Below are 22,956 nucleotides of genomic sequence, written 5' to 3'. Positions count from 1 at the left end.
TGCCGGACGACAACTATGGGTGGCGGTCCGGGTAAAGACAACGTTGATCTTTTGCCCGATCCGTGGCCTCCGACCCGGGTTCAGTACCCGGTTCCTCGCTTGACCTGCTCCCGCTCGGACGGGTGGGCGCCGCCCTTCTCGTCCAGTGTCGCGCAGGCGTCGGCGAGGTCGCGGGTGAGGCGCTCGACCTGCTCGCGGCTCATCGTCTCCTTGACCAGCGCGCGCATGATCTTCACGTTCTCCGCGTTGGGCGGCAGCGTGTACGCCGGGACCATCCAGCCGCGCTCGGCGGTGAGCTGCCAGGCGATGTCGGACTCGTCGTAGGTCGTGCGGTCGCCGGTCAGTCGGAACGCCACGAGCGGGAGCTGCTCGAGGTCGTCGCCGATCACCTCGAACCGGCCGCTGTCGCGGAGATTCTTCGCCAGGGCCTGGGCGTTCTGCTGCATCTGCTTCATCACGTACGTGTAGCCGTCGCGCCCCAGCTGGACGAAGTTGTAGTACTGCGCCAGCACCATCGCCGCACCTGTCGAGAAGTTCAGGGTGAACGTCGCGTCGGTCTTGCCGAGGTAGTTCTCGTAGAAGACCAGCTCCTCGGCGAGGTCGCTCTTCTCGCGGAACACCAGCCAGCCGATCCCGGGGTAGACCAGTCCGTACTTGTGCCCGGAGACGTTGATCGAGCGGACCTGCTCGAGGCGGAAGTCCCACGGGGAGTCGGGGTAGAGGAACGGCCACACGAAGCCGCCGCTGGCCGCGTCCACGTGCAGCGGGATATCGAGACCCTTGTCCTTCTTGACGTCGAGCAGCAGCTGGTTGAACCCGACGATGTCGTCCATGTGCCCCGTGAACGTCGTGCCCAGCACACCGACGACCCCGATGGTGTTCTCGTCGAGGTGCGGCGCCACGACGTCCGGGCCGATGGTGAACTTGTCCTCCTCGAGCGGGACGATCCGCGGCTCGACGTCGAAGTAGCGGCAGAACTTCTCCCACACGACGTGGACGTCGCCGCCGAAAACGAGGTTGGGCCGGTCCACGGAGGCGTTCTCGGCCTCGCGGCGCTGCTTCCACTTCCACTTCAGGGACAGGGCGCCGAGCATGATCGCCTCGGACGAGCCCTGGGTGCGACAGCCGGTCGTCTCGCCGGGGGCGTGGTAGAGGTCGGCGAGCATCCGTACGCAGCGCTGCTCGATCTCGGCGGAGATCGGGTACTCCGCGTGGTCGATGAAGTTGCGGTGCAGGTTCTCGGCGATGATCCGCTGCGCCTCCGGCTCCATCCACGTGGTGACGAACGTCGCGAGGTTGCGTTGGGGGTCGCCTTCCATGACCAGGTCCTCGTCGATCAGGCGCATCGCGTCGACCGGGCGCATTCCGCTCTCGGGGAAGGCGGTCGACGGGGCCGTCTCGGTCAGGAACCGGTTGCCGTAGAGCCTTTCGGCTTCGCCGGTGCTGAGTCGTGTCATGGCTGAACCACCGTTCTTGTCGTGGGTGTGTCGAATGCCTGGATGCCCCCGCCGATCGCGAAGCACACGGCTCCGGCGAACGTCCCCCAGTTGACGAGCTCGGTATCGACCGCGCTCGAGGTCGCCGGGCGGACGAAGGCGGCGAGGCCGGCGAGGAAGAAGAGGACCGATCCGAGCTGATTGACCGCGACCACCCACCAGCCGACCAGGTGGGTCAGCACTCGTACGTGCCCCGCGCCCACCTCGAGCATCGCCAGGTGACCGGAGACCAGGAAGCAGACGCACCCGGTGATGTCGGGGAGCCAGATCCACCCGTCGGACTGTCGCGGAGTCAGGCCTGCGGCGAAGGCGGCCACCAGGCTGACGGCGAAGAACAGGGTCCCCGCGAACAACACGAACGCGCTCAGCCAGCTGCGCCGGTGTAGTCGGGAGCCCCACCCTCTGGGGCGCCCGTCGGTGTTGGTGTCGCTGTCGGTGGCGTCGGCGAGAAGGATCGAGACGTAGCCACCCAGCGTGAAGAAGCAGCCCCCGACCAGGTAGGTGACGTTGACGGTGGGCAAGCCGGCCGCCCCGAGCTGGGCGAGCGCTGCTCCCAGGGCGAACAACGAACCACCGAGAACGAAGGCGATGGCGGCGACGAGGTTGAGCCGGGTCGACGGACGCGTGAGTGCGTGGTCCGTGGGCGCGGACGGCTGTCGGTTCACTGCCATGCCATCGCACCCCTCCTGTCTCTACGCACCCTCATCCTCGACGAGCCAGATCGGGGCGCCCTCATCCGCTTCGGACGAGATCCACCGCCTCGGCCGCCGGAGGCGCTGGTGGATCAGACCACGCCGTGCTCGAAGGCGAAGGCCGTGGCGGCGGTGCGCGAGCGGACGTCGAGCTTGGTGAAGATGTTGGAGAGGTGGCGGGCGACGGTCTTCTCGCTGAGGACCAGGTCGGCGGCGATCTGGGCGTTGCTGCGGCCGGAGGCGACCAGGCGGAGGACCTCGGCCTCCCGGGCGGTGAGACCGGCGGGCAGGGAGGGCGCGAGGAGGCGGTCGGCCTCGTCGGCAGCCGGGCGGGAGCCGATCTGGCGGAAGAGAGTACGCGCCGCCTCGAGCTCACGCCGGGAAGACTCGGTGTCGCCGACACCGGCCAGGGCGCGCCCGGTCAGCAGCCGTGCCTGGCTCCGTTCGTAGGCGGCCTCGGCCCGCGCCCACAGCTGTTGCGCCTTGCGCAGGTAGGGCAGGGCGCCGGCGGCGTCTCCCGCGGCCAGCTCGACCGTGCCGTACGCGTGTGCGGCGGCGGCCTCGAGCCAGACGCAGCCGAAGTGTCCGGCGAGCTCGTCGAGCTCGGCCGCGACGTCGCGGGCCCGGTCGACCTCGCCGGCCTCGAGCAGCACCTCGATGGCGGCAGGCAGGAGCCGGCACCGCTGCACGGGGCCAGCCGTCTCCGCGAGCAGTCGGTCGACCGCGGCCAGCGCCGCCGCGCCCTGCCCGCGGGCCGACCAGAGCAGCGCGAGGCCGGGCTGCGGGTCGAACCCCCGGTCGGCCGCGCGCTCGTAGGCAGCGTCGGCCTCGGCGTACTCTCCGCGCAGCCGGAGCACCTCGCCGGCCTCGTACGCCGCCAGCCCGGCCGCGTCCGGGGCGTGCACCTCCTGGTAGCGGCGGGTCGCGTGCTCGAACTCCTCGAGGGCCTCCTGCCACTCGCCGTGCAGCCTCAGCAGCTGGCCGCGGTGGACCGCGCACTGGCCGGTGAAGGTCAACAGCCCCGGCTGGGCGGCGCACCAGCGTTCGAGGGCGGCGGTCCACTCCGCCACCCGGCCGAAGTCGCTGATCTCCTGGCAGCCCTCGATCGCGGTGCAGTAGACGTGCCCGGCCACGACCGGGGAGACCTCGCCCGCGATCACCTGGACCATCGCCTCCTCGAGCAGGGCGAGTCCCTCGGCGATCCGGCCGGAGTAGAGCGCCATCCGGCCCTGGGAGCAGAGCCCCAGCGCGGTGAGGTCGGGTTCGCCGTAGCGCCGCCCGCGCTCCGTCACCCCGTCGGCGCACCTGCCGGCCGTGGCGAAGTCCCCGGCGTCGAGCGCGCGGAACAGCCGCAGGAAGTCGACCCAGCCGAGCTCGACGCCGTCCTCGACGTCGGCGACCAGGCTCTCGGCCCGCGCGGTCCAGCCCCGGGCCAGCGCGCCCTCACCGTGGACATACGCGGTCATCGTGATCCGGAACGCGCAGCGAACCGAGCGACCCAGGTCGGCGGCCTCCTGGCTCCGGCGGAAGGCGCGCTGCAGAGCGGCGACGGTCTCGTCGTGGTTCCCGGTCAGCTCCGCGGCGACGGCGAAGTCCTCGAGTTCCTCGGCCGAGAGGTTGTCCGGGTCTGCGACCGACCAGGTGGCGTACGCCGCGGCCCAATCGCCGCGCGCGAAGTCGGACCGAGCGTTCTCCAGCTGGACGTCGGCCACGGCAGGCACCTCCACCGCAGAGCGTACTCGGATCAGGCGGCCAGCGAATGGCGTGCGGCCCGCCGCATCCGGGCCGCGACCCGGTCGGCGACGAGCGCGGCGTCGCGACCGGCGCCCGCCAGGAGCATCGAGCTGAAGGCGTACTGGAAGCTGAGGCCGCAGAAGAACAGCCCGTCGGCCTCCTGCACCACGCCGCGCATCTCCCGCGGCCAGCCGTCCTCGTCGAGCACCGGCAGGTGGATCCAGTCGAAGGCCTGCCGGAAGCCGGTGGCCCACACGACGTTGGCGACCTCGCGCGGCGTCCCGTCGACCACCGGCAGCCCGTCGCGGACCTCCTCGATCCTCGAGGTGACCCGCTCGACGCCCCGGCCGTCCAGATCGGCGCGCTTCACGCGCAGCATCGGCCCGCCGTGGTGTCGGATCTCGGGCATCTCCTTGCGCCCGATCGGCGTCCGCCGGGTGAGGACGTGGCGCCACATGAAGAGCAGCACCGGGAAGATCACGTGCATCACCGGCGACTCCAGGCGCGGCGGGATCTGGCCGCAGTCGCGCCCGGCCAGGATCGTCGGGCGGGACTCGGCGACCTCGAAGGCGATGTCGCAGCCGGAGTGGCTGGCGCCCACGACGAGCACCGGCCCGTCCCGCAGTTGCCCGGGGCGGCGGTACTCGCTGGAGTGGAGCTGCAGGATCGACGGATCGAGCTCGGCCGAGATGGCCGGGACGTTGGGCGTACGCCCGAAGGTGCCCGTCGCGACCACGACGTTGTCGCAGGTCCAGGTGCCGCGGTCCGTGGCGACGCGGAAGCCGTCACCGTCCCGCTCGAGCCCGGTGACCCGGGTCTGGAGCCGAACGGGCAGCTCGAAGGTGCGGGCGTAGGTCTCGAGGTAGTCGCCGACCTCGTCCTTGCCCGGGAACGACCATCTCTTCGCCGGGAACGCCATCCCAGGGAGGCCGTCGTACTTGGCGGGTGAGTAGAGGCGCAGCGTGTCCCACTGGCGCCGCCAGTTGTCGCCGATCCGCGCGTTGGCGTCGAGGATGACGAACGGCCGTCCCCGGCGTCGCAGGTGGTAACCGGTCGCCAGGCCGGCCTGGCCGGCGCCGATGATGATCGTCTCGATGTGTGTGGTGTCCATACCGGCGACGCTAGGTCCGTACCCGGCCGCTCCGCGTCGGTCGTACGGCGCATTCGGCTGCGGCGGTCGATGGGTCGAACTACCCATCGGTGGGTCAGCCGCCGCGCAGCTGCAGGGCCGGTGGACGCAAGCGCGCGCAGCGTGGCCCGCCGCGCTCGTCGGTCAGGTCGACGGTGGCGACCACGTGGTCGGCGACGGGGACGTCGTCGAGCATGAGCTTGGCCCGCCGGAACATGGTGAAGTCTCCGTCAGGTCCGACGTCTCCCCAGGTCAGATAGACGAACCGAGATCCTCGTACGCCCTGGACGGCCGGGCCTCGGAAGTCACGTCCGGAATCACGCTCGACGACCTCGATCTCGGTGCGCCAGACCGCCGCCTGGCTGTCGCCGGGGACCAGGTCGACGGGGTCCCTGCGCACCTGGATACCCACATGGACGTTGTCGCACGGGCCGGTGTCGAGGTGCCAGGACCGGCCTGGGAAGTGGTGGCCACGGATCTCGAGCAACACGGCTCCAGGATGCCACGGGGGACGGCGCTGAGCGTCGCGGCGGCGAGGAAGGCCCACTCCGTGTGTCGCCCGGCGCGGGTGCCCCAGGCGAGGGAGAGGGTCGGGTAGACGCTGTAGAGACCTGCCACCGACAGGCAGCCGAGGACGAGGCCGACCTGCGGCCAGCCGGCGATGAGGCCGGTGACCAGGGCGCCACCCACTCCGACATAGGTCGCAGCCCGGAGCGACAGCAGGTTCTGGAACCTCGAGTCAGGTCGTCTGAGGTCCGCCGACAGATTCATGGGGACAGACTAGGGCCGCAGAAATCCGATGCTCAGGATCGGACCCGCTCACTAGGGTGAGCCGCGTGAACGATGAGGAGAAGTCGCTGCAGGAGCGACTCCGGGCGGCGATCATCGCATGCCGGCAGAGCGTGTTCCCCGCGTACGCGAGTCCGGCCGAGGTGTTCGACGGGCTGGCGGAGGCGTGCCGAGAGCTCGGGATCGAGGAGTGGGACGTATACGCCGAAAGGGGCCCGGTGGCGCGCCTCGAGGCGGAGGTCTCCGAGCTGCTCGGGAAGCCGGCTGCGTACTTCCCCTCGGGGACGATGGCGCAACAGGTGGCGCTGCGGATCCACGCCGACACGGCGGGCAGCCGACGGGTCGCGATGCCCGACCTCTCCCACCTGCTCGTCCACGAGGACGACGGGCCGAGGATCCTCCAGGACCTACTGATCGAACACCTCACGACGGGGCGCGAGACGCCGACGAGGGCGCACCTCGACGCGATTCCGGGACCGCTGGCAGCATGCCTGGTCGAGCTGCCCCTGCGCGATGCCGGCTGCGTGCTGCCGACCTTCGACGAGCTCGCCGAGCTGGCACAAGGGTGTCGTGAGCGAGAGATCGCCTTCCACCTCGACGGCGCCCGGATCTGGGAGTCGCAGCAGTGGTTCGGCAAGCCGCTGGCGGACGTCGCCGGCCTCGCGGACACCGTCTACACCAGCTTCTACAAAGGCGTCGGCGGGCTCGCCGGCGCGGCGCTGCTGGGCGACGACGACTTCGTCGCGCAGGCCAGACTGTGGCGCCACCGGATGGGGGGCACCCTCTACCGGTCCACCGCGGAGGCCGTCTCTGCGCTGGTCGGGCTCCGCGATCGGCTGCCGCAGATCGGCGAGTGCGTGACCTGGGGAAGGACCCTGGCCGCTGCGCTTCCGGCGTCCATCAGTGTCCAGCCGCGGGTGCCGCACACCAACACCTTCCTGCTGTACGCAGCGGGTGACCCGGACGAGGTCAACACCCGTCTCCTCGCCGCGCTGGAGGAGCACTCGCTCGCGTTCAGCAGACCCTGGACGGCGGCCGACGAGCCGGGCCGCGTGGTGACCGAGGTGACGATCGGCCAGGGTGCGCTCGAGCTGGACCCCGAGACCGTCGCCGCCCACCTCACCGCGCTGCTGGGTTGAGACCCGCTCTCGGTCCGACAGGTGGGAGGCGAGCCCAAAGGGGCCTCGCGCGCATCCGTCCGGTGATAATTTCGGACCGCCAGTGAAGTCCCACTGAAGGGCAGTTGCATGTCGGTTCAGTTCGAAGTGCGCATCGATGGAATGACCTGTCACCGCTGTGTCGAGACCGTGACGAGCGCTCTCGGTGGCCTTGACGGCGTCGAGGGCGTCGAGGTCGACCTGAACCCGGGAGCCGTCTCCAGCGCCCGCGTCACCGCCGAAGGACCGCTCGAGCCGAGGGTCGTCAGATCCACGCTCGCCAAGGCCGGATTCACGATCGCCCGCGAACCCTGACCGGTAGCGGAGTCGTCTGTGCTCGGCTCCCGTCAGCACTTTCCGGCCCTCACCGCCGAACCTGATCTCGTCTACCTGGACGCCGCGTCAGGCACCCCCTGTCCCGAACCGGTCATCGCCCAGCTCACCGCCGAGCTGCGCGGACCGGCCGCCAACCCCGGCAGGGGAGGACATCCATGGGCTCGGGACGCGCTGCGCCGCTTCGAGGAGGCCCGCGCCGTCCTCGCGGCGTTCCTCGGCGCCTCGTTCCCCGACGAGGTCGCCTTCACCCGCGGCGCGACCGGCGCGATGGCCTTCCTCGCCGACCGCTGGGGACCCGCGGCGCTCGCGAACGGCGGGGACATCCTCTACTGCCCCGGGGACCACCTCTCGACGGTGCGGCCATGGCTCCGGCTCGCCGAGCGGATGCGCCACCAGGGCGTCCGGGCGGTGGCGTACCGCCGCGACCGGCTGGGGCGCATCGACCCCGACGATTTCGCCCGCGCCGCGAGCGACCGCACCGCCGTCGTCGTCGCCACCGACGTCCACAACCTCCACGGCACCCGGACCGACCTCGACGCGCTGGCGATCCCGTCGCAAGCCACGGTCTGCCTCGACTGCTCCCAGAGCGCCGGACGGCTGCCCCTGGGCCTGGCCGGGTCCAGCGCCGAGCTCGCCGTCGTCTCCGGGCACAAGATGTTCGGGCCTCCCGGCACCGGCACGGTCTACGTACGCCGGGATCAGCATCACCGGATCGCTGTCGACCGGGCGGCCGCAAGGAGCGGGCCGGCGCGACACGTCTCCCCGCTCACCGACGCCGCCGAGGAGGGCAGCCTCGACGGCGCCGGAGCCGCCGGGCTGGCGAGCGCAGCCACGTTCCTCGACACCATCGGCCTGGACCGCGTCGGCGCCCACCTCGCCGTCCTCGCCACCCGGTTCACCGAGGGTGCGTCCCGGATCGGCGGCGTCACCCTCCTCGGGCCGCCGGTCGATGCGGGCGGGCCGCACAGCGGGATCAGCGCCTTCGCGCTCGACGGCCAGGCGGGCGCCGACGTGGCCTTCGCGCTCGAACGCCGCGGCGTCTACGTACGCGCGGGCGACCACTGTCTGGACGGTCCGCGAGAGGACGCGGTCCGGGCGAGCTTCCACCTGTACAACAACGAGAACGACGTCGACCGACTCCTGCAGGGCCTCGCCGCCGCTGCCGAAAGGGACTGACACGTGCAGAACGAAGGCATCAGGTACGACCGTGCCGCCGCCGCCCGCATCCTGGCCGAGGTGGCCGGTGCCGACTTCCTGACCGGCCCGGCACCGGTCACCGAACCGGTGTCGGTGGACTACCGCATCGAGGAGCTCAGCCCGGAGCCCGAGGGACCGCTCACCACCGGACAGCGGCGCTACCTGGAGTCCTTCATGCGGCCGTGCCGGCCCGATCAGGTCGTCAGCGCCACGCACCGCATCACCTGGCGCGACTCCCGCGGGATCGCGAACAGCGGCCACATCGGGCCGGGCCCGCTCGGCCCGGTGCTGCCTATCGCGGCCAGGGAGGCGGTGATCGCCGTCGGTGACGCGATCGCGGGCGCCGAGCCGGTCGTGGCGCGTGCGGACGCGCTCGGCGACGACGAGCTCGACATCCTCGCCGACACCACCACCGACCAAGAACCCGCCGAGATCTTCCGCGTCGGCGCCGAGGCCGCCGGCCGCGCGCTCGTCCAGCACGGCATGCTCGCCGGACAGGTCGGCATCGAGGACCCGGTCGAGTTCGCCGAGGCGATGTACGCCTCGGGGCTCTACGGCACCGTGGCCTCGACCTGGTTCTGGGAGCTGCAGGCCTCCACCTACCGCAGGGGCATGATCCCCGTGAGCCTGGAAGGGGCCGGCGACCGGCTGCGCTACACCGCGGACACCGTCGCGCTGCTCGCCGAGATGAAGCGCCGCACCATCGCCGATGCCCATGAGGTGATGGACCGGGCCCACCACGAGGGCCTGGGGGTGCGTGCCGCCATCCAACGCCACCACGTCGAGCTCGACGAGATCTCGCGACAGTACGCCCTGCTGCCGGTGGGTGAGCGACCGGTCTGTCTCGGGCAGCGGGCGCATCAGGTCGAGGGGCAGCGCGTCCAGCCGCTCGCCGCCGTCGCCGAGGCGCTCACCGGCGCCTTCCGGTCCGCGGTCGAGTCGGTGCGGATCGCCGCGATCCCCGATGCGGCCGTGCGGGACGTACGCTTCGCCGCGGGGGAGCAGGAGTTCGGGGTCCCGGACATGACCTGCCGGCACTGCCGGGTGACGATCACGGCGGTCTTCGACGCCCAGGCGGCCGAGCTGATCGAGGTGGACCTGCACGGGAAACGGGTGCGGGCCAGGTTCACGGACGCCGGGCAGCGCGACCGGGTCTTCGCCGACCTGCGCGACTCCGGCTACACGGTGGCCGACGGGTGAGCCAGCGCTTTCCGCTCCCAGCCGCCCGGCACCCGATCGCCGCCCGCTTCATCGCCGACGCGGCCGCGGTGCGCGAGGCGATCGAACGGTTCGGATCCCCGCTGCATGTGGTCTTTCCCCAGGTCATGGCCGAGAACGCCGCCGCGCTCGCGGGCGTGCTGCGGCGCCACGGCGTGCCGTACGACATCTTCTACGCGCACAAGGTGAACGCCTCGGCGGCGCTCCTCGCCGGGGCGTCCGCTGCCGGGCTCGGTGCGGACGTCGCCTCCGCGACCGAGCTCGACCGGGCTCTGGCGGCGGGGTTCGCGCCGAACCGGATCGAGGCGACGGGCCCGAAGGCGCCGGCCTTCATCGAACGGGTCGCCGCACTCGGGATCACCGCCAACGCCGATGACCTGTGGGAGCTCGACCGGCTCGCCGCTGTCGCGCCGGCCGGCAGTGCCGTCCCCGTCGTGCTGCGACTCTCCGGCTTTGCCTCGCCGGTGGTACCGCACTCGCGGTTCGGCATCGACCTCGCCGATGCCGACGCCGCCCTCGAGACCGTACGCCGCGCCCCCGGGCTCGAGCTGCGCGGTGTCGCCTTCCATCTCGACACCGCCGACCCGGCCGCCCGGGTGGACGCGCTGACCGAGTCGATGGCGGTCGTCTCCGCTGCGTACCGCAAGGGCCTGCGACCCTCGGTGATCGACATCGGCGGCGGGTTCCGGCAGCGCTTCGTCGAGGAACCGGAGCCGTTCCAGCGGTTCGCGCAGGAGCTCGTCACGGCACCCCCGGGAGACCTGGTGTGGCCCGGTCACGACCTCGGGCTCCGCCACGGTGGGGCGGCCGCGCACAAGTACGGCAACCACCGCCCCGCCATCGACGTCCTGGAGCGGTTCCTGGCTGCCGAGATCGAGCGGCGGCCGGTCGCCGAGGTCCTGCGCGAGTGCATGCTCACGCTGTGGATCGAACCGGGCAAGGCGCTGGTCGACCACGCCGGGCTCACCCTGACCGAAGTGCTCTACCGCAAGCGCGCCGCCGGGCGCGACCTGGTCGTGCTCGACCTGTCCCGCAACCAGATCACCCCCGCGGACCAGGAGGTGCTGCTGGACCCGGTTCTCGTCGACGGGCGCGGTGATCCGCCGGCGGAGGGCGTGTTCCTCGCCGGCCGGCTGTGTCTGGAGTCGGACCTGGTGAGCCGCCGGAAGGTGTTCCTCGACTCCGAACCGAGCAGCGGCGACGTACTCGCGTTCGTGAACACCGCCGCCTATCAGATGGACCTGTCCGCCTCTTCTGCCGGCGGACACCCGCCGCCGCCCAAGGTCGCGGCGGTCCTGGACGGCGAGCGGTTCACCTTCCTCGCCGACGACACCCACGGGAGCTGACCATGCGTTACGACAGCGTGCTCGACATGATCGGCGACACCCCGCTGCTCCGGCTCGATCCGGCAGCGCACGGTGTCCCCGATGCGGAGATCTTCCTCAAGCTGGAGTCGGCCAACCCCTTCGGCTCGGTCAAGGACCGGGTCGCCTGGGCGCTGCTGCGCGACCACATCGGCGAGATCGCCGCGGAGGAGCGGGTCGTCCTGGAGGCATCGAGCGGGAACACCGCGAAGGCGCTCCAGATCATCGCCTCGATGCACGGGGTCCGCTTCCGTGCCTTCACCAACCGGGTCCGGGTGCGCGAGGTCCGCGAGATGCTGTCGCTGCTGGGTGCCGAGGTGACCGAGATGCCCGGCCTCTCCGAGTGCCCGGACCCGACCGCGCCCAACGACGTGTTCGGGGTGATCGGCGACCTCATGGAGGGGGAGCCGGGCCGCTACCACCACACCTCGCAGTACACCAACGAGGACAACCTGCGCGCCCACTACGAGGAGACCGGCCGCGAGATCTACCGCGATGCCGGTCCCGTCGATCTGCTCGTGGGTGGGCTCGGCACCACCGGATCCACCCGAGGGGCCGCGACGTACCTGCGCGAGCGCAACCCGGACACGACCGTGGTCGGCGTCGTCGCGGCGGAGGGGGACTTCATTCCCGGCATCCGCTCGGCGGCGGAGATGTGGGAGGTCGGCCTGTTCGAGCCCGGCTTCTACGACGCCATCGCCGCGGTCGACTCGGCCGACGCCATCTCCGCGAGCCTCGAGCTCGCCACCCGGCACGGCGTGCTCGCCGGGCCCACCACCGGGGCTGCCTATGCCGCCGCTCGGGAACGGCTCCTGGCCGGGCCCGGGGGCCCGGTCACCGCGGTCGTCATCGCGTGCGACCGCATGGAGCCGTACCTCTCCTACTACCGCCACCGTCGTCCCGACCTGTTCGGCGTAGCCGGCCCTGCGCCTGCTCCTGCGACGGCGGCGCCTTCGGCGGCTCCTGAGGACCTCGAGGCGTGGAGCGCCGCAGGCGAGCACGTGGTCGTGGTGGACGTACGCACCGCGCTGGCGTTCCAGGCAGGCCACATCCCCGGGGCGATCAACCTCCGCGACGACCTGCTGGAGCAGGTCATGGAGGCGGGGATGCCGTTCTCGGAGGCGTCTCGGGTCGTGTTCGTCTGCCCGACGGGGGACCGCTCGGCGCGATTCGCCGCTCGGGCCGCCGCGACCGGTCGTCGGGCCTACAACCTCGACGGCGGTGTCCTCGGCTGGCGCGACAGCGGCAGGCCGCTCGCGGGTGTCTGACCCCTGGGTACGCCGCCGGGCCCTCACGTGGGAAGGAGGGCGAGCATCGTGCCCATCCCCGCGGCCATCAGCCCGTGGCCGAGGGCGGGCAGACGGTGCTCGCGCACCGCGGTCGCCCGCAGGAGCCACCAGAGCACCCCGGCCACGCAGACCACGACGAACAGCGAGTTGACCGCGATCGCCCAGCCCGGAGTGTGCCCCGCGACCGCTGCCGCGCCGCCATGACCGGCGTGACCATGGCCGGCGTGGCCATGGCCGCTCGGTGTGGTCATGCCGGTCATGAGCAACGGCATCGCGGCGAGCATCCAGATCATCGCTGCGTTGAGGGCGAGATGTCCGGCCAGGTCGGCGCGGTGGGCCCTGCCGCCCGCGCGTCTCAGCCCGGGCAGCAGCGCCAGGGACAGGGCCGCGAAGAGTGCGACCTGGGCCCAGACCGCGACGGCGGAGACGATGACCCAGATCATCAGGATCATCGCGCCGCTCATCACGGCGTGATTGAGATGGAGAACGGTCTGGGTGCCCGACGGTGGGCAGACCACGAGGATCCAGATCCCCGCGGTGCCAGTGAGCACGAAGGCTACGGTGAGCAGAAGGTCCCAGGGCGGATCTACCACCCGACCAAGGTACCGCCGGAGCTCGCCGGATGAGGCCGGTTGTCGTCATCGGTGCCGCAGGTCGGAAAACCTGCCGACGTGGGTGACGCCTCGCTCAGGCGTCGAGATCCTGCGCGACGAGCGCGGCGATGGTGTCGACGGCGGCCTGGTCGGGGCCGGTGACCTCGACCTTGTCGCCGTTGGCGGCGCCGAGCGTCATGATCAGCAGCGACGAGGCCGCGTCGACCGGCTCGCCGCCGGGAACGGCGAGGGTGATCTCGGCACCAAGCTCGTCGACCTTCTCGGAGATGATCGCGGCGGGGCGGGCGTGGAGGCCGACGGCGGAGCCGACGGTGACGGTCTGGATGGGCATGATGCTCCTTCGGGTGATGAGGTGGGACGTACGGACTGATCAGCTGGCGGCGGGGGCCGGCACCGGAGCGCGGCCGATGGACTTGAGCGCGATCACCATGCCGGCGCCGACGATCACGCCGGCGGCGAGCGCGATCAGGTAGCCGAGCACGTTGGTGACCGCGAAGAGGACGAAGATGCCGCCGTGCGGTGCGCGGACGCCGACCTCGAAGAGCTGGGAGAGACCGCCGGTCACCGCGCTGCCGACCATGATCGCGGGGATCACGCGCATCGGGTCGCCCGCGGCGAAGGGGATGGCTCCCTCGGTGATGAACGAGGCGCCGAGCAGCCAGCCCGCCTTGCCGTTCTCGTGCTCCGCGGGGGTGAAGAGCTGGGGGCGTACGACGGTGGCCAGCGCCAGCGCGATCGGCGGGACCATGCCGGCGAGCATGACGGCGGCCATGATCCGCAGCTCGGGGGAGTCGGTGGCGAGCGAGGCGGCACCGACACCGGTGGCGGCGAAGCTGTAGGCGACCTTGTTGAGCGGGCCGCCCATGTCGAAGGCCATCATCAGGCCGAGCACCGCGCCGAGGGCGACGGCGCTGGTGCCGTCCAAGGCGGCGAGGCCGTCGGTGAGCCGCTCCATCAGCCAGTTGATCGGCTTGCCGAGCACGATGATCATGACCAGCCCGGCCAGGATCGAGGTCACCAGCGGGATCACCAGCACGGGCATCAGGCCGCGCGCCCAGCTCGGAACGCGCCACCGGCTGACCCAGTGGGCGATCACGCCGGCGAGCACACCGCCCGCGATCGCGCCGAGGAACCCGGTCGCAGGCGCCGCGACGCCGTCGGCGTTGACCACGCCGAACAGGTTGGCGGCCAGCGCACCCATGATGAATCCGGGCGCGATGCCGGGGCGGTCGGCGATGGCGTACGCGATGTAGCCCGCCAGCGCCGGGATGAACAGCATGAACGCGGTCTTGCCGATCACGAAGAACAGTGCGCCCAGATAGACGGCGAGGCCGCTGTCGAAGAGGGCGTGCTCGAGGCCGAGGGCCTGGGCGTCGGGGAGGTTCGTGAGCGTGTTGTCGACCATGACCGCGCCGTAGACGTCGGTGATGTCGTAGCCGCCGAGCAGGAAGCTCAGCGCGATCAGCAGGCCGCCGGCGGCGACGAACGGGATCATGTAGGAGACGCCGGTCATCAGGACCCGGCGGGTACGTGCGCCCCAGCTCTCCGAAGCGGTCGAGGTGGACTCGGTCGAGTCGCTCCCGCCGGACTCGACCCTGGCTGCGTTCGGGTCCGCGGCCGCGGCGAGCGCCTCGGCGATCATCGCGTCGGCGTCGTCGATCGGGCGCTTGACCCCGGAGGAGACCAGCGGCTTGCCGGCGAACCGGGCCCGGTCACGGACGCCGACGTCGACGGCGAAGATGGCCGCATCGGCCTTCGCGATCGTCTCGGCGGGCAACGGTGTCGCACCGGCCGAGCCCTGGGTCTCGACCGCGATCTCCACGCCTGCCCGAGCGGCCGCGGCTTGGAGCGCCTCGGCCGCCATGTAGGTGTGCGCGATGCCGGTCGGGCAGGCGGTCACCGCGACGAGCGAGCGCTTCTGCGCCGGCGTCGCCTCCGGAGCCGTTGCCGGGGCCTGGCTCTGGGCGGGCGCCTCACCGACCGCGTCGAGGATGGTCCGGGCGGCCTCCTCGGCCGAGTCGGTCTCCCGCAGGGTCTGGCCGAACTCGGGACGGGCCAGAGCACGGGCCAGCTTGGTCAGGATGGTCAGATGGGTGGCGTCGCCGCCCGCGGGTGCCCCGATCAGGAAGGCGAGGTCGGCCGGGCCGTCCTTGCCACCGAAGTCGACCGGTGGTGAGAGCCGGGCGAAGGCCACCACGGGCTCATCGACCCCGGACGTACGGCAGTGGGGGATCGCCAGGCCGCCCGGGAGCCCGGTGGCGGAGACCTCCTCGCGGGCGAGCGCGTCGGCGACGAGCGCGTCCAGGTCGGTGGCGCGGCCGGAGTCGGCCACGCGCTGGGCCAGGGCACGGATGACGTCGTGCTTGTCGGTGCCGAGGTCGGCGTCGAGAGCGACGAGCTCGGGGGCGATGAGTGCGGACATCAGAGTCCTCCGGTGATGGGGTCGAGGCCGCGAACCGGGACGAGGTCGGCGCGGACCTGGGGTGGGGTGGGGAGGGTGGTGCCGGGGAGCCCGGCGGCTGCACTGCCGTACGCGACGGCGAGCCCGAGACGTTCAGGGGCGGAGAGTCCGCGCAGGTCGGCGAGGAGATAGCCGAACAGGGAGCTGTCCCCGGCGCCGACCGTGCTCACGACATCGGTGGGCGGAGGGCTGGCGTGCCACGTACCTTCCGCGGTCACCAGGACGGCGCCGTCGCCGCCGAGGGTCGCGAGCACGGCGGAGACCCCGCGCTCGACCAGGGTCCGGGCCGCCGCCGCGGCGGCAGCCGGGTCGTCGAGCCGGTCGGAGCCGGTGATGGAGGCCAGCTCCTCGGCGTTGGGCTTGAGCAGGTCGGGTGCGCCGGCCGGGAGTCCGGCGGCGAGCGCCTCCAGGGGCGCCTCGCTGGTGTCGACGGCGATGCGGGCGCCGGTGGTGCGAAGCGCGCCCACCACCTCGGCGTACCACCCGGCCGGGGCGCCGGGCGGCAGGGATCCGGCGAGGACGACCCAGGTGGCCAGCTCGGCCTCCTGGACCAGCCGGGTCGCGAGGGCGTCCAGCAGCGCGGGGGTGGCGGTGGCGCCAGGCCCGTTGAGCTTGGTGGTGGTGCCGTCGGGCTCGGTCACGGTGGTGTTGATCCGCGGCCGGCCCGCCGGGCCGACGGTGACCACGTCGAGCCCCGAGGCCCGCAGCTCGGTCACCAGCGGGTCGAGGTCGGGGCAGGGGAGAACCGCTCGGGTCGGCACCCCCGCGGCGTACGCGGCTCCGGAGATGTTCACGCCCTTGCCGCCGGGTTGCGAGCTCGTGCCTTCGGCACGCAGCACCTCACCACGGCGCAGCGGGCTGGTGAGCATCACGGTGTGGTCGATGCTCGGGTTGGCGGTCAGGGTGACGATCATGCGATCACGACTTCCAGGCCGCTCTCGCGGAGCTCGTCGGCGACGTCGTCGTCGATGTCGCTGTCGGTGACGAGCACGTCGATGTTGCCCAGGGAAGCGAAGCGGAGCGTGGTCTCGACGCCGATCTTGCTGGAGTCCGTCAGGCACACGACCCGGCGGGCGGCGTTGACCAGCGCCCGCTTGGTCGCGGCCTCCTCGTGGTCGGGGGTGGAGAGGCCGTGGGCCAGGGTCAGCCCGTTGGTGGCCACGAAGGTGACGTCGACCCGCAGCCGGCTCAGCGCGTCGACGGTCTCGGCGCCGACCGCGGCTTGGGTGGCCGGGCGGACCCGACCGGGCAGCAGGTGGAGCTCGATCTGGGCGCTGCCGGCCAGCATCGCGGCGACCGGGACGGCATGGGTGACCACCGTGAGCTGGTGATCGCGCGGCAGAGCGTGGGCGAACCTGCTGGTCGTCGTGCCGGCGTCGATCGCGATGGTGCCGCCGGCGGTGGGCAGGAGATCGAGGGCCGCCTGGGCGATGCGGTCCTTCTGTGCGGTGAAGGTCTGCTCCCGCTCGCCGAGCGCGGACTCGAGCACCGCCATGGTCTCCACCGGCACGGCCCCGCCGTGGACCCGGCGGACCAGGCCGCGTCGCTCCAGGGTGGAGAGGTCTCGGCGCACGGTCTCGGTGGTGACCTCGAACCGCTCGGCGATGTCGGCCACGGATATCCGCCTGCGCTCGGCGACGAGACGGGCCGTCGCGATCTGTCGCTCCTCGGCGTACATCCGGGCCTCCTTCGAAGATCGGTGTGGTTTCGAGTGGGTTTCGGACTTGTGAATGCCCACATATGTTGTTTTATGCCCGAATGTGTTGACTCGTCAAGGGGTTAGGGCAGATATTTGTGGCCATGGTCACGTCTCACTCATCTGTTCTCTCCGGCACCCCGGTGGTCCCGGGGATCGTGCTGGCGCCCGTCCACGTGGTGCGGACCGAGGTCGACCCGCTCGCCCTCGAAGCCTTGGCACGGCGCGGCTTCGACCAGCCCGAGGACGCCCTCGCGGCCTACGAGGCAGCCGCCACCGCCGTCGCCGACGGCTACGCGCGCCGTGCCGATACCGCGTCGGGAGCGGCCGCCTCCGTGCTGAGCGCGAGCGCCGGCCTCGCGCGTGACAAGGGACTGCGGGTCGCGGTGGAGAAGCACCTGCGTTCCGGAGAGGGTCTGGTCGCCTCCGTCGGTGCGGCGGTGGAGCAGTTCGCGACGCTGTTCAGCGGGATGGGCGGGCTGATGGCCGAGCGGGTCACGGACCTCCACGACATCGAGCGCCGCGTCCTGGCCCACCTCGCAGGTGAGCCCGAACCCGGTGTGGACGTGCCCGAAGGGACCAGCGTGCTGGTCGCCGCCGACCTGGCGCCCTCCGACACCGCCGCCCTCGACCCGGCCCGGGTGGTCGCGCTGGTCACCGAGCGAGGCGGCCCGACCAGCCACACCGCGATCATCGCCCGCCAGCTCGGCATCCCGTGCCTGGTCGGCGTGGCCGGCGCGACCGGCATCACGCCGGGGACCTCGGTGCTCGTCGACGGCCAGGCCGGCACCGTCGACCTGGAGCCGGGCCCGGACGCCGCAGCCCGCGCCGAGGCCGACCTCGCCAGGCGCCAGGCGGTCGCCTCCTGGACCGGGCCAGGGCGCACTGCCGACGGCCATCCCGTGGCGCTCCTCGCCAACGTCGCCGATGGCTCCTCGGCACGCGACGCGGCGGCCGGCCAGGTCGAGGGTGTCGGACTCTTCCGCACCGAGCTCTGCTTCCTCGACCGGCGCGAGGAGCCCACCGTCGCCGAGCAGGCCGACGTCTACGCCGAGGTGCTCGCACCTTTCGCCGGCCGCGGCCACGTCGTGGTACGCACCCTGGACGCGGGTTCCGACAAGCCGATCGCCTTCGCGACCCATGAGGGCGAGGAGAACCCGGCCCTGGGCGTACGCGGCTTGCGGCTCGCCGCGGACAACCCCGGCCTGCTGGAACGCCAGCTCGACGCCATCGCGATCGCCGCCGAGCGCACCGGCGCCGACACCTGGGTGATGGCGCCGATGGTCGCCACCGTCCAGGAGGCCGCCGACTTCGCCGCGCTCGTCCGCGCCCGCGGCCTGAAGCCTGGCGTCATGGTCGAGGTCCCGGCGGCAGCACTGATGGCCCACCGAATGCTGGAGGTCGTCGACTTCCTCTCCATCGGCACCAACGACCTGACCCAGTACGCCATGGCCGCCGACCGGCTCGCCACCGACCTCGCCCACCTCACCGATCCCTGGCAGTCCGCGGTGCTGCAGCTCATCGCGATCACCGCCGAGGCGGGACGTACGGCCGGCAAGCCCGTCGGGATCTGCGGCGAGGCCGCCGCTGACCCGCTGCTCGCGCCCGTTCTCGTCGGACTGGGCATCACGTCGCTGTCGATGGCCCCCGCCGCGGTCCCCGCCGTCGGTGCCCGGATCGGGTCGGTGACCTCCGGGCAGTGCGACGAGGCCGCCGAGGCCGCGCTCGGCGCGCTCTCACCCGCACAGGGCCGCGAGGCGGTCGCGACGCTGCTGGGCTGATCGGCGACGGTGCACACTGGGCCCATGCCCGCGCACTACGCGTTCTCCGAGACCTGGGAGCTGCCATCCTCGCCCGCGGCGGTGCACGAGGTGCTGGTCGATGTCGAGTATTACCCGCAGTGGTGGCCGCAGGTGCGGGCGGTGGCGAAGCTAGGCGAGGACGACGCGCTGCTGGTGTGCCGCTCGGCGCTGCCCTACGACCTGGAGATCGTGCTGCACGCGGTCAACCGGGACCTGCCGACGCTGGAGGTCGGCCTCGGCGGTGATCTGGACGGGTTCGCCCGGTGGACCCTGACGCCCACCCCGAGCGGGAGCCGGATGGTGTTCGAGCAGGAGGTCGTCGTACGTGGCCTGCTCGGCCTCGCGTCGCTCCCGCTGCGGCCGGTGCTGACCTGGAACCACCGGCAGATGATGCTCGGCTGCCGTCAGGGGCTGGTCACCACGGTCGGCTCGGCCTAGAGCGCGGAGCCCTTCTGGTAGTCGGCCCAGGAGAGGTTCCAGTCGCCGAAGCCGTTGTCCCACTCCATCTTCCGGTCGGTGCCGGTGGTCTCGACGATGTCGCCGATGCGGGCCAGGCCGTAGAGCCAGGCGGCGTTGTCGGTGGAGATGCCGGTGCAGCCGTGGGAGACGTTGGCATAGCCCTGGGAGCCGGTCGACCACGGCGCCGCGTGGATGAACTCGCCGGAGTTGGTCAGGCGCATGGCGTACTCGACGTCGTCGAGGGAGTAGTAGTCGCTCGAGCCTTGGTCGGAGATGCCGATCGTCTCCGAGCGCATCTCCTTGACCCGGTGCTTCTCGGAGATGACCTTGATCCCCGAGCGGGTGGTGAAGCCGGGCTTGCCGGTGGTCGCCGGGATCGTACGCAGCAGCTTGCCGTTGCTGAAGACCTTCATCCGGTGGGTGCGGGCGTTGACCCTGAAGACGTGCGCGTCGCCCACCTTGTAGGTGGCGGCGCGGCTGTGCTGGCCGTAGACGTCCCCGCCGGCGGAGGCGCCGTTGATGTCGAGGTCGACCTTGATGGTGGTGCCGGGCTTCCAGTAGTGCTGCGGGCGGTAGCGGGCCTCGGTGTCGGAGACCCAGTACCAGGAGCCGGTCTGGGCCGGGGTGGAGGTGACGTGCATGCGCTTCTCGAAGGAGGCGTGGTCCTTGACCGGGACGTCGAAGTAGACCGCGACCGGCATCCCGACGCCGACCTCGGACTTGTCGACGGGGACGATGGTGGCGAAGGTCTGCTGTGCCAGCGAGAGCGAGCGGGTGGTGAAGCTGCTGGTGACCGTGCCGGTCTCACCGGTGGCGGTGACCGTGTAGCGCAGCGCCGGGTCGAGGAGGTCGTTGGCGGTCCAGGTCTTCTTGTCCGCCGACAGCGACCCGGGGACCGTGCGTCCGTCGGGCTTGGCGACCTTCACGCTCGCGAACTCGCCCGAGGTCGCGGTGACCGTGACGGTGCTGTCGACGGCGACGTCCTTGGCCCCGTCGGCGGGGGAGATCGTGGCGGTGAGCGGCTTGGCCGACGGCGAGGCGGTCGGCTCGCCCTTGGCGGCCGAGTCCGGGGACTCGGGGCCCTCGGCGCAGCCGGAGAGCACGATCAGGGCCACCGAGGCCACCACGAGAGTAAGAGGACGAACCCGCATGGGATAACTATGCGGTAAGCGACAACCGAATTATCGGCGTGTTCGCGCGTGTACTGAAGGTTGTGGTGTTGTCGGTGGTGCCACGTACGGTGTCTGCCGATGAGTGACACTCGCGTCGAGGCGGCGTACGCCGGGGCTCTGGCCGCCTTCAAGAACCCGATGCTCGACCTCCTGCACGGCCGGTTCGCGCCGTTCGTGGTGGCGGTGCTCTCGGTGACCTTCACCTCCGAGCGTTCCTCCGTGCCGGTGACCGATGCGCACGCCGAGATCGGCGACATGCTGGACCGGCTCCGGGCCACCGGCCACGCCGAGGGCGAGGGCGGCGAGGCGATGCTCCCGGTCGGCACGGCGCGCGAGCTGTGCCGTCAGTGGGTGCGCGCCGGGTGGCTGCTGCGCCAGATCGAGGGCGAGGACGAGGTCTACCGGCTCTCCGCGCACGCGGTGGGCGCCCTGGAGATCGCCGGCCGGGCGAGCGGGTCGCGGGCGCGGGTCTCCGAGTCGCGGGTCAGGACGCTGCTGGAGGCGGTCGAGCGGCTCGCCCTGGACGCCGATCCGGACGTGCTGACCCGGGTCGCGCGGCTGACCGAGGAGATCGCCGAGCGGCGTGCCGAGATCGCCCGCCTGGACCGCACCGGCGTCGTCGACACCGTCGATGACGACACCCTGCTGGAGCAGGCCGAGAACATCCTCCACCTGACCCGTGAGCTCCCGGCCGACTTCGCGCGCGTGGTCGAGTCGATCCGGGCGATGCAGCGCGACGTGGTGACCGACCTGCGCCAGGACGTACGCCCGGCCGGTGAGGTGCTGCGCGAGTACCTGCAGCGCGGCAAGGACGTGATGGCCTCGACCCCGGAGGGCAAGGCGTTCGCCGGTGCGCTGCGGATGATCGGCGACCCGCGCCGCCTCGACGACCTGGCCACCCACCTGCGTACGGTGCTGCGACACCGGTTCACGAAGGCGATGGTGCCGGCCGAGCGGGCCGAGCTGGCCGCCGTCGGACGCCGGATCGAGACCGGCGTCGCCGAGGTGCTGGCCGCCCAGCAGACCGCCTCGCACGTGATCACCACCCAGGTGCGTACGCACGACCCGGCCCGCGATCGGCAGGTCGACGACCTGCTGCGCGATGTGATGGTCGGCTTCCAGGCCTGGATGCCGTCCTCGCGGCCGGCCGAGTCCGTCGAGCCGCTGCGCCGGCTGCCCGTCGCCGACCTCGGTCACCTGCGCCAGTCGGTCAGCGAGCTGCGGCCGCCCGAGCCACCCGCGCCGCTGGCCGACTGGGGCGACGTGGAGAGCGCGGTCGAGGACACCAAGGCCTGGGGCGGCCCGGGCTACCGGGCGATCGAGGCCCACCTGGACGCCTACGTCGCAGCCGCCGAGGGACCGGTCGACCTGGCCGAGGTCTTCGCGGCCGCGCCGGCGGAGATCCGGCGCCCGGTCGATCTGCTGGGGCTGCTGGAGATCGCCCACCGGCGCGGGATGACCGAGACGGGGGAGATCGCCACCATCGAGGCGGTTCGGGCCGACGGGGTGCGTCGCAGGTTCGCGTTCGGCGGGGTGAGGATGACTGATGGCGATCGAGCTGGCGAAGGGGCCGACGTTGAGTGAGACCGAGACCGAGGCGGTCGCCTACGGGAGTGAGCCGGAGGGCTTCATCGAGCCCGTCTCGATGGAGGACGACCCGACCGAGCTCTTCGTCGGCGATCGCGGCGTCCTGGACGCCGACGTACGCCGGGTGCTGGTCCAGCTGCTGCGCCGCCGGTTCATCACGGCCGAGCGGAGCCCGCGGCAGTGGCGTACGTTGCTCGACCACCAGGCGGTGATCGAGTCGCGGCTCCACGACCTGTTCGTGCGGCTCGTCGTCGACCACGACCGCGGCATCGCCTACAAGCGGCAGGTGCGCTCGGAGGAGCTGGACGTGCCGGTGCTCCTCAAGGACGACGCCTACTCACGGGCCGAGACCCTCGTGCTGGTCCATCTCCGCACCGTCTTCCAGCGCGAGCGCGGCGCGGGCGAGAGCTCCGCGCGGGTGGATGCCGACGAGCTGGAGCAGACCGTGCTCACCTACTTCGACGTCGCCAGCGGCGACGCCGCCGCCCGCCGCGAGATCCGCCGGGCGGTCGAACGGCTCGCCCGGGAGGGGCTGATCGAGGAGGAGTCCGAGGACCGCTTCCGGATCACTCCGCTCGTCGAGATCGTGCTGAGCGTCGAGAAGCTCGCCGAGCTCAAGGCGTGGCTCAAGGGATCCGCTGGTCGAGCCGTGAGCGCCAGCGAGCGTGTCGAGACCAACACGGTGGGGGCGCTCCAGGGGCCCGGGTTGGGTAGACAACACTACACCGATCCGGTCCCGGGCGGTGAGCAAACGAAAGGAGGGT

The 22,956-nt window shown here is 71.8% G+C and carries 21 protein-coding genes; 10 read left to right on the top strand and 11 right to left on the bottom strand.

Going from position 1 to position 22,956, the window contains the following annotated elements; genetic code table 11:
• Positions 1-80: 80 nt before the first annotated feature.
• From ABZ796_RS21805 to ABZ796_RS21785, 5 genes are all read right to left on the bottom strand, one after another.
• Entirely contained in the window at positions 81-1,457 is a 1,377-nt protein-coding gene (locus ABZ796_RS21805; RefSeq protein WP_357339712.1) for a glutamate decarboxylase, read from the bottom strand.
• Complete coding sequence (locus ABZ796_RS21800; protein ID WP_357339711.1) at positions 1,454-2,167, bottom strand: hypothetical protein; 714 nt, start codon at positions 2,165-2,167, stop codon at positions 1,454-1,456. Before ABZ796_RS21800 ends, ABZ796_RS21805 begins: the two co-directional genes overlap by 4 nt.
• Before the next feature lie 113 nt (positions 2,168-2,280).
• A complete protein-coding gene (locus tag ABZ796_RS21795; RefSeq protein WP_357339710.1) occupies positions 2,281-3,900 on the bottom strand; it encodes a LuxR C-terminal-related transcriptional regulator in 1,620 nt (539 codons plus the stop codon).
• Positions 3,901-3,932: 32 nt separating this feature from the next.
• Positions 3,933-5,033, bottom strand: coding sequence for an NAD(P)/FAD-dependent oxidoreductase (locus ABZ796_RS21790; protein WP_357339709.1), 1,101 nt, complete (start codon positions 5,031-5,033; stop codon positions 3,933-3,935).
• A 94-nt stretch (positions 5,034-5,127) separates the two neighbouring features.
• On the bottom strand, positions 5,128-5,541 hold the full coding sequence (locus ABZ796_RS21785) for a DUF5990 family protein (RefSeq protein WP_357339708.1): 414 nt from the start codon (positions 5,539-5,541) through the stop codon (positions 5,128-5,130).
• 346 nt (positions 5,542-5,887) lie between these two features.
• Here ABZ796_RS21785 and ABZ796_RS21780 point away from each other — a divergent pair, with 346 nt between their 5' ends.
• From ABZ796_RS21780 to ABZ796_RS21755, 6 genes are all read left to right on the top strand, one after another.
• A complete protein-coding gene (locus ABZ796_RS21780; RefSeq protein WP_357339707.1) occupies positions 5,888-6,979 on the top strand; it encodes a beta-eliminating lyase-related protein in 1,092 nt (363 codons plus the stop codon).
• A gap of 108 nt (positions 6,980-7,087) precedes the next feature.
• Complete coding sequence (locus ABZ796_RS21775; protein ID WP_357339706.1) at positions 7,088-7,312, top strand: heavy metal-associated domain-containing protein; 225 nt, start codon at positions 7,088-7,090, stop codon at positions 7,310-7,312.
• An 18-nt stretch (positions 7,313-7,330) separates the two neighbouring features.
• Positions 7,331-8,509 carry an aminotransferase class V-fold PLP-dependent enzyme gene (locus ABZ796_RS21770; RefSeq protein ID WP_357339705.1) on the top strand — a complete coding sequence of 393 codons (1,179 nt, stop codon included), beginning with the start codon at positions 7,331-7,333 and terminating at the stop codon, positions 8,507-8,509.
• Positions 8,510-8,512: 3 nt separating this feature from the next.
• On the top strand, positions 8,513-9,730 hold the full coding sequence (locus ABZ796_RS21765) for a copper chaperone (protein WP_357339704.1): 1,218 nt from the start codon (positions 8,513-8,515) through the stop codon (positions 9,728-9,730).
• Positions 9,727-11,094, top strand: a complete 1,368-nt coding sequence (locus ABZ796_RS21760) for an alanine racemase (protein ID WP_357339703.1) — start codon at positions 9,727-9,729, stop codon at positions 11,092-11,094. The genes ABZ796_RS21765 and ABZ796_RS21760 overlap by 4 nt, the downstream gene beginning before the upstream one ends.
• 2 nt (positions 11,095-11,096) lie before the next feature.
• A complete protein-coding gene (locus ABZ796_RS21755) occupies positions 11,097-12,380 on the top strand; it encodes a pyridoxal-phosphate dependent enzyme (RefSeq protein ID WP_357339702.1) in 1,284 nt (427 codons plus the stop codon).
• Positions 12,381-12,403: 23 nt separating this feature from the next.
• Here the strand turns inward: ABZ796_RS21755 and ABZ796_RS21750 are convergent, their stop codons facing one another.
• The 5 genes from ABZ796_RS21750 to ABZ796_RS21730 form a co-directional block, all read right to left on the bottom strand.
• Positions 12,404-12,952 carry a DUF5134 domain-containing protein gene (locus ABZ796_RS21750; protein ID WP_357339701.1) on the bottom strand — a complete coding sequence of 183 codons (549 nt, stop codon included), beginning with the start codon at positions 12,950-12,952 and terminating at the stop codon, positions 12,404-12,406.
• 136 nt (positions 12,953-13,088) lie between these two features.
• Complete coding sequence (locus tag ABZ796_RS21745) at positions 13,089-13,346, bottom strand: HPr family phosphocarrier protein (protein ID WP_357339700.1); 258 nt, start codon at positions 13,344-13,346, stop codon at positions 13,089-13,091.
• 39 nt (positions 13,347-13,385) lie between these two features.
• The gene (locus ABZ796_RS21740) at positions 13,386-15,440 is read right to left on the bottom strand and encodes a fructose-specific PTS transporter subunit EIIC (RefSeq protein ID WP_357339778.1); all 2,055 of its coding nucleotides are present in this window, start codon (positions 15,438-15,440) and stop codon (positions 13,386-13,388) included.
• Entirely contained in the window at positions 15,437-16,390 is a 954-nt protein-coding gene (locus ABZ796_RS21735) for a 1-phosphofructokinase family hexose kinase (protein WP_357339698.1), read from the bottom strand. Before ABZ796_RS21735 ends, ABZ796_RS21740 begins: the two co-directional genes overlap by 4 nt.
• Positions 16,387-17,154, bottom strand: coding sequence for a DeoR/GlpR family DNA-binding transcription regulator (locus ABZ796_RS21730; RefSeq protein ID WP_357339697.1), 768 nt, complete (start codon positions 17,152-17,154; stop codon positions 16,387-16,389). Before ABZ796_RS21730 ends, ABZ796_RS21735 begins: the two co-directional genes overlap by 4 nt.
• A gap of 122 nt (positions 17,155-17,276) precedes the next feature.
• Between ABZ796_RS21730 and ptsP the strand changes: the two genes are divergently transcribed.
• Together ptsP and ABZ796_RS21720 are read left to right on the top strand one after the other, a co-directional pair.
• Complete coding sequence (gene ptsP, locus ABZ796_RS21725) at positions 17,277-18,953, top strand: phosphoenolpyruvate--protein phosphotransferase (RefSeq protein ID WP_357339696.1); 1,677 nt, start codon at positions 17,277-17,279, stop codon at positions 18,951-18,953.
• A 24-nt stretch (positions 18,954-18,977) separates the two neighbouring features.
• Positions 18,978-19,412 (top strand): SRPBCC family protein, encoded by a 435-nt coding sequence (locus tag ABZ796_RS21720; protein ID WP_357339695.1) that lies wholly within the window; start codon positions 18,978-18,980, stop codon positions 19,410-19,412.
• Here ABZ796_RS21720 and ABZ796_RS21715 read toward each other — a convergent pair.
• A complete protein-coding gene (locus ABZ796_RS21715) occupies positions 19,409-20,584 on the bottom strand; it encodes an Ig-like domain-containing protein (protein WP_357339694.1) in 1,176 nt (391 codons plus the stop codon). The two genes, ABZ796_RS21720 and ABZ796_RS21715, sit on opposite strands and share 4 nt — an antisense overlap.
• A 99-nt stretch (positions 20,585-20,683) precedes the next feature.
• On the opposite strand from ABZ796_RS21715, the gene ABZ796_RS21710 reads away from it, so the two are divergent.
• Both ABZ796_RS21710 and ABZ796_RS21705 read left to right on the top strand, forming a co-directional pair.
• Positions 20,684-22,189, top strand: coding sequence for a DUF3375 domain-containing protein (locus ABZ796_RS21710; RefSeq protein ID WP_357339693.1), 1,506 nt, complete (start codon positions 20,684-20,686; stop codon positions 22,187-22,189).
• Positions 22,152-22,956 (top strand): DUF4194 domain-containing protein (locus tag ABZ796_RS21705; RefSeq protein WP_357339692.1); only part of this gene is annotated, 805 nt, incomplete at its 3' end. The genes ABZ796_RS21710 and ABZ796_RS21705, both read left to right, overlap by 38 nt.

It is taken from the genome of Nocardioides sp. NPDC047086 (assembly GCF_040643685.1).
Taxonomy (GTDB): domain Bacteria; phylum Actinomycetota; class Actinomycetes; order Propionibacteriales; family Nocardioidaceae; genus Nocardioides.
Note: the sequence above shows the minus strand (reverse complement) of the source record. Positions and strands in the feature narration are given on the sequence as shown.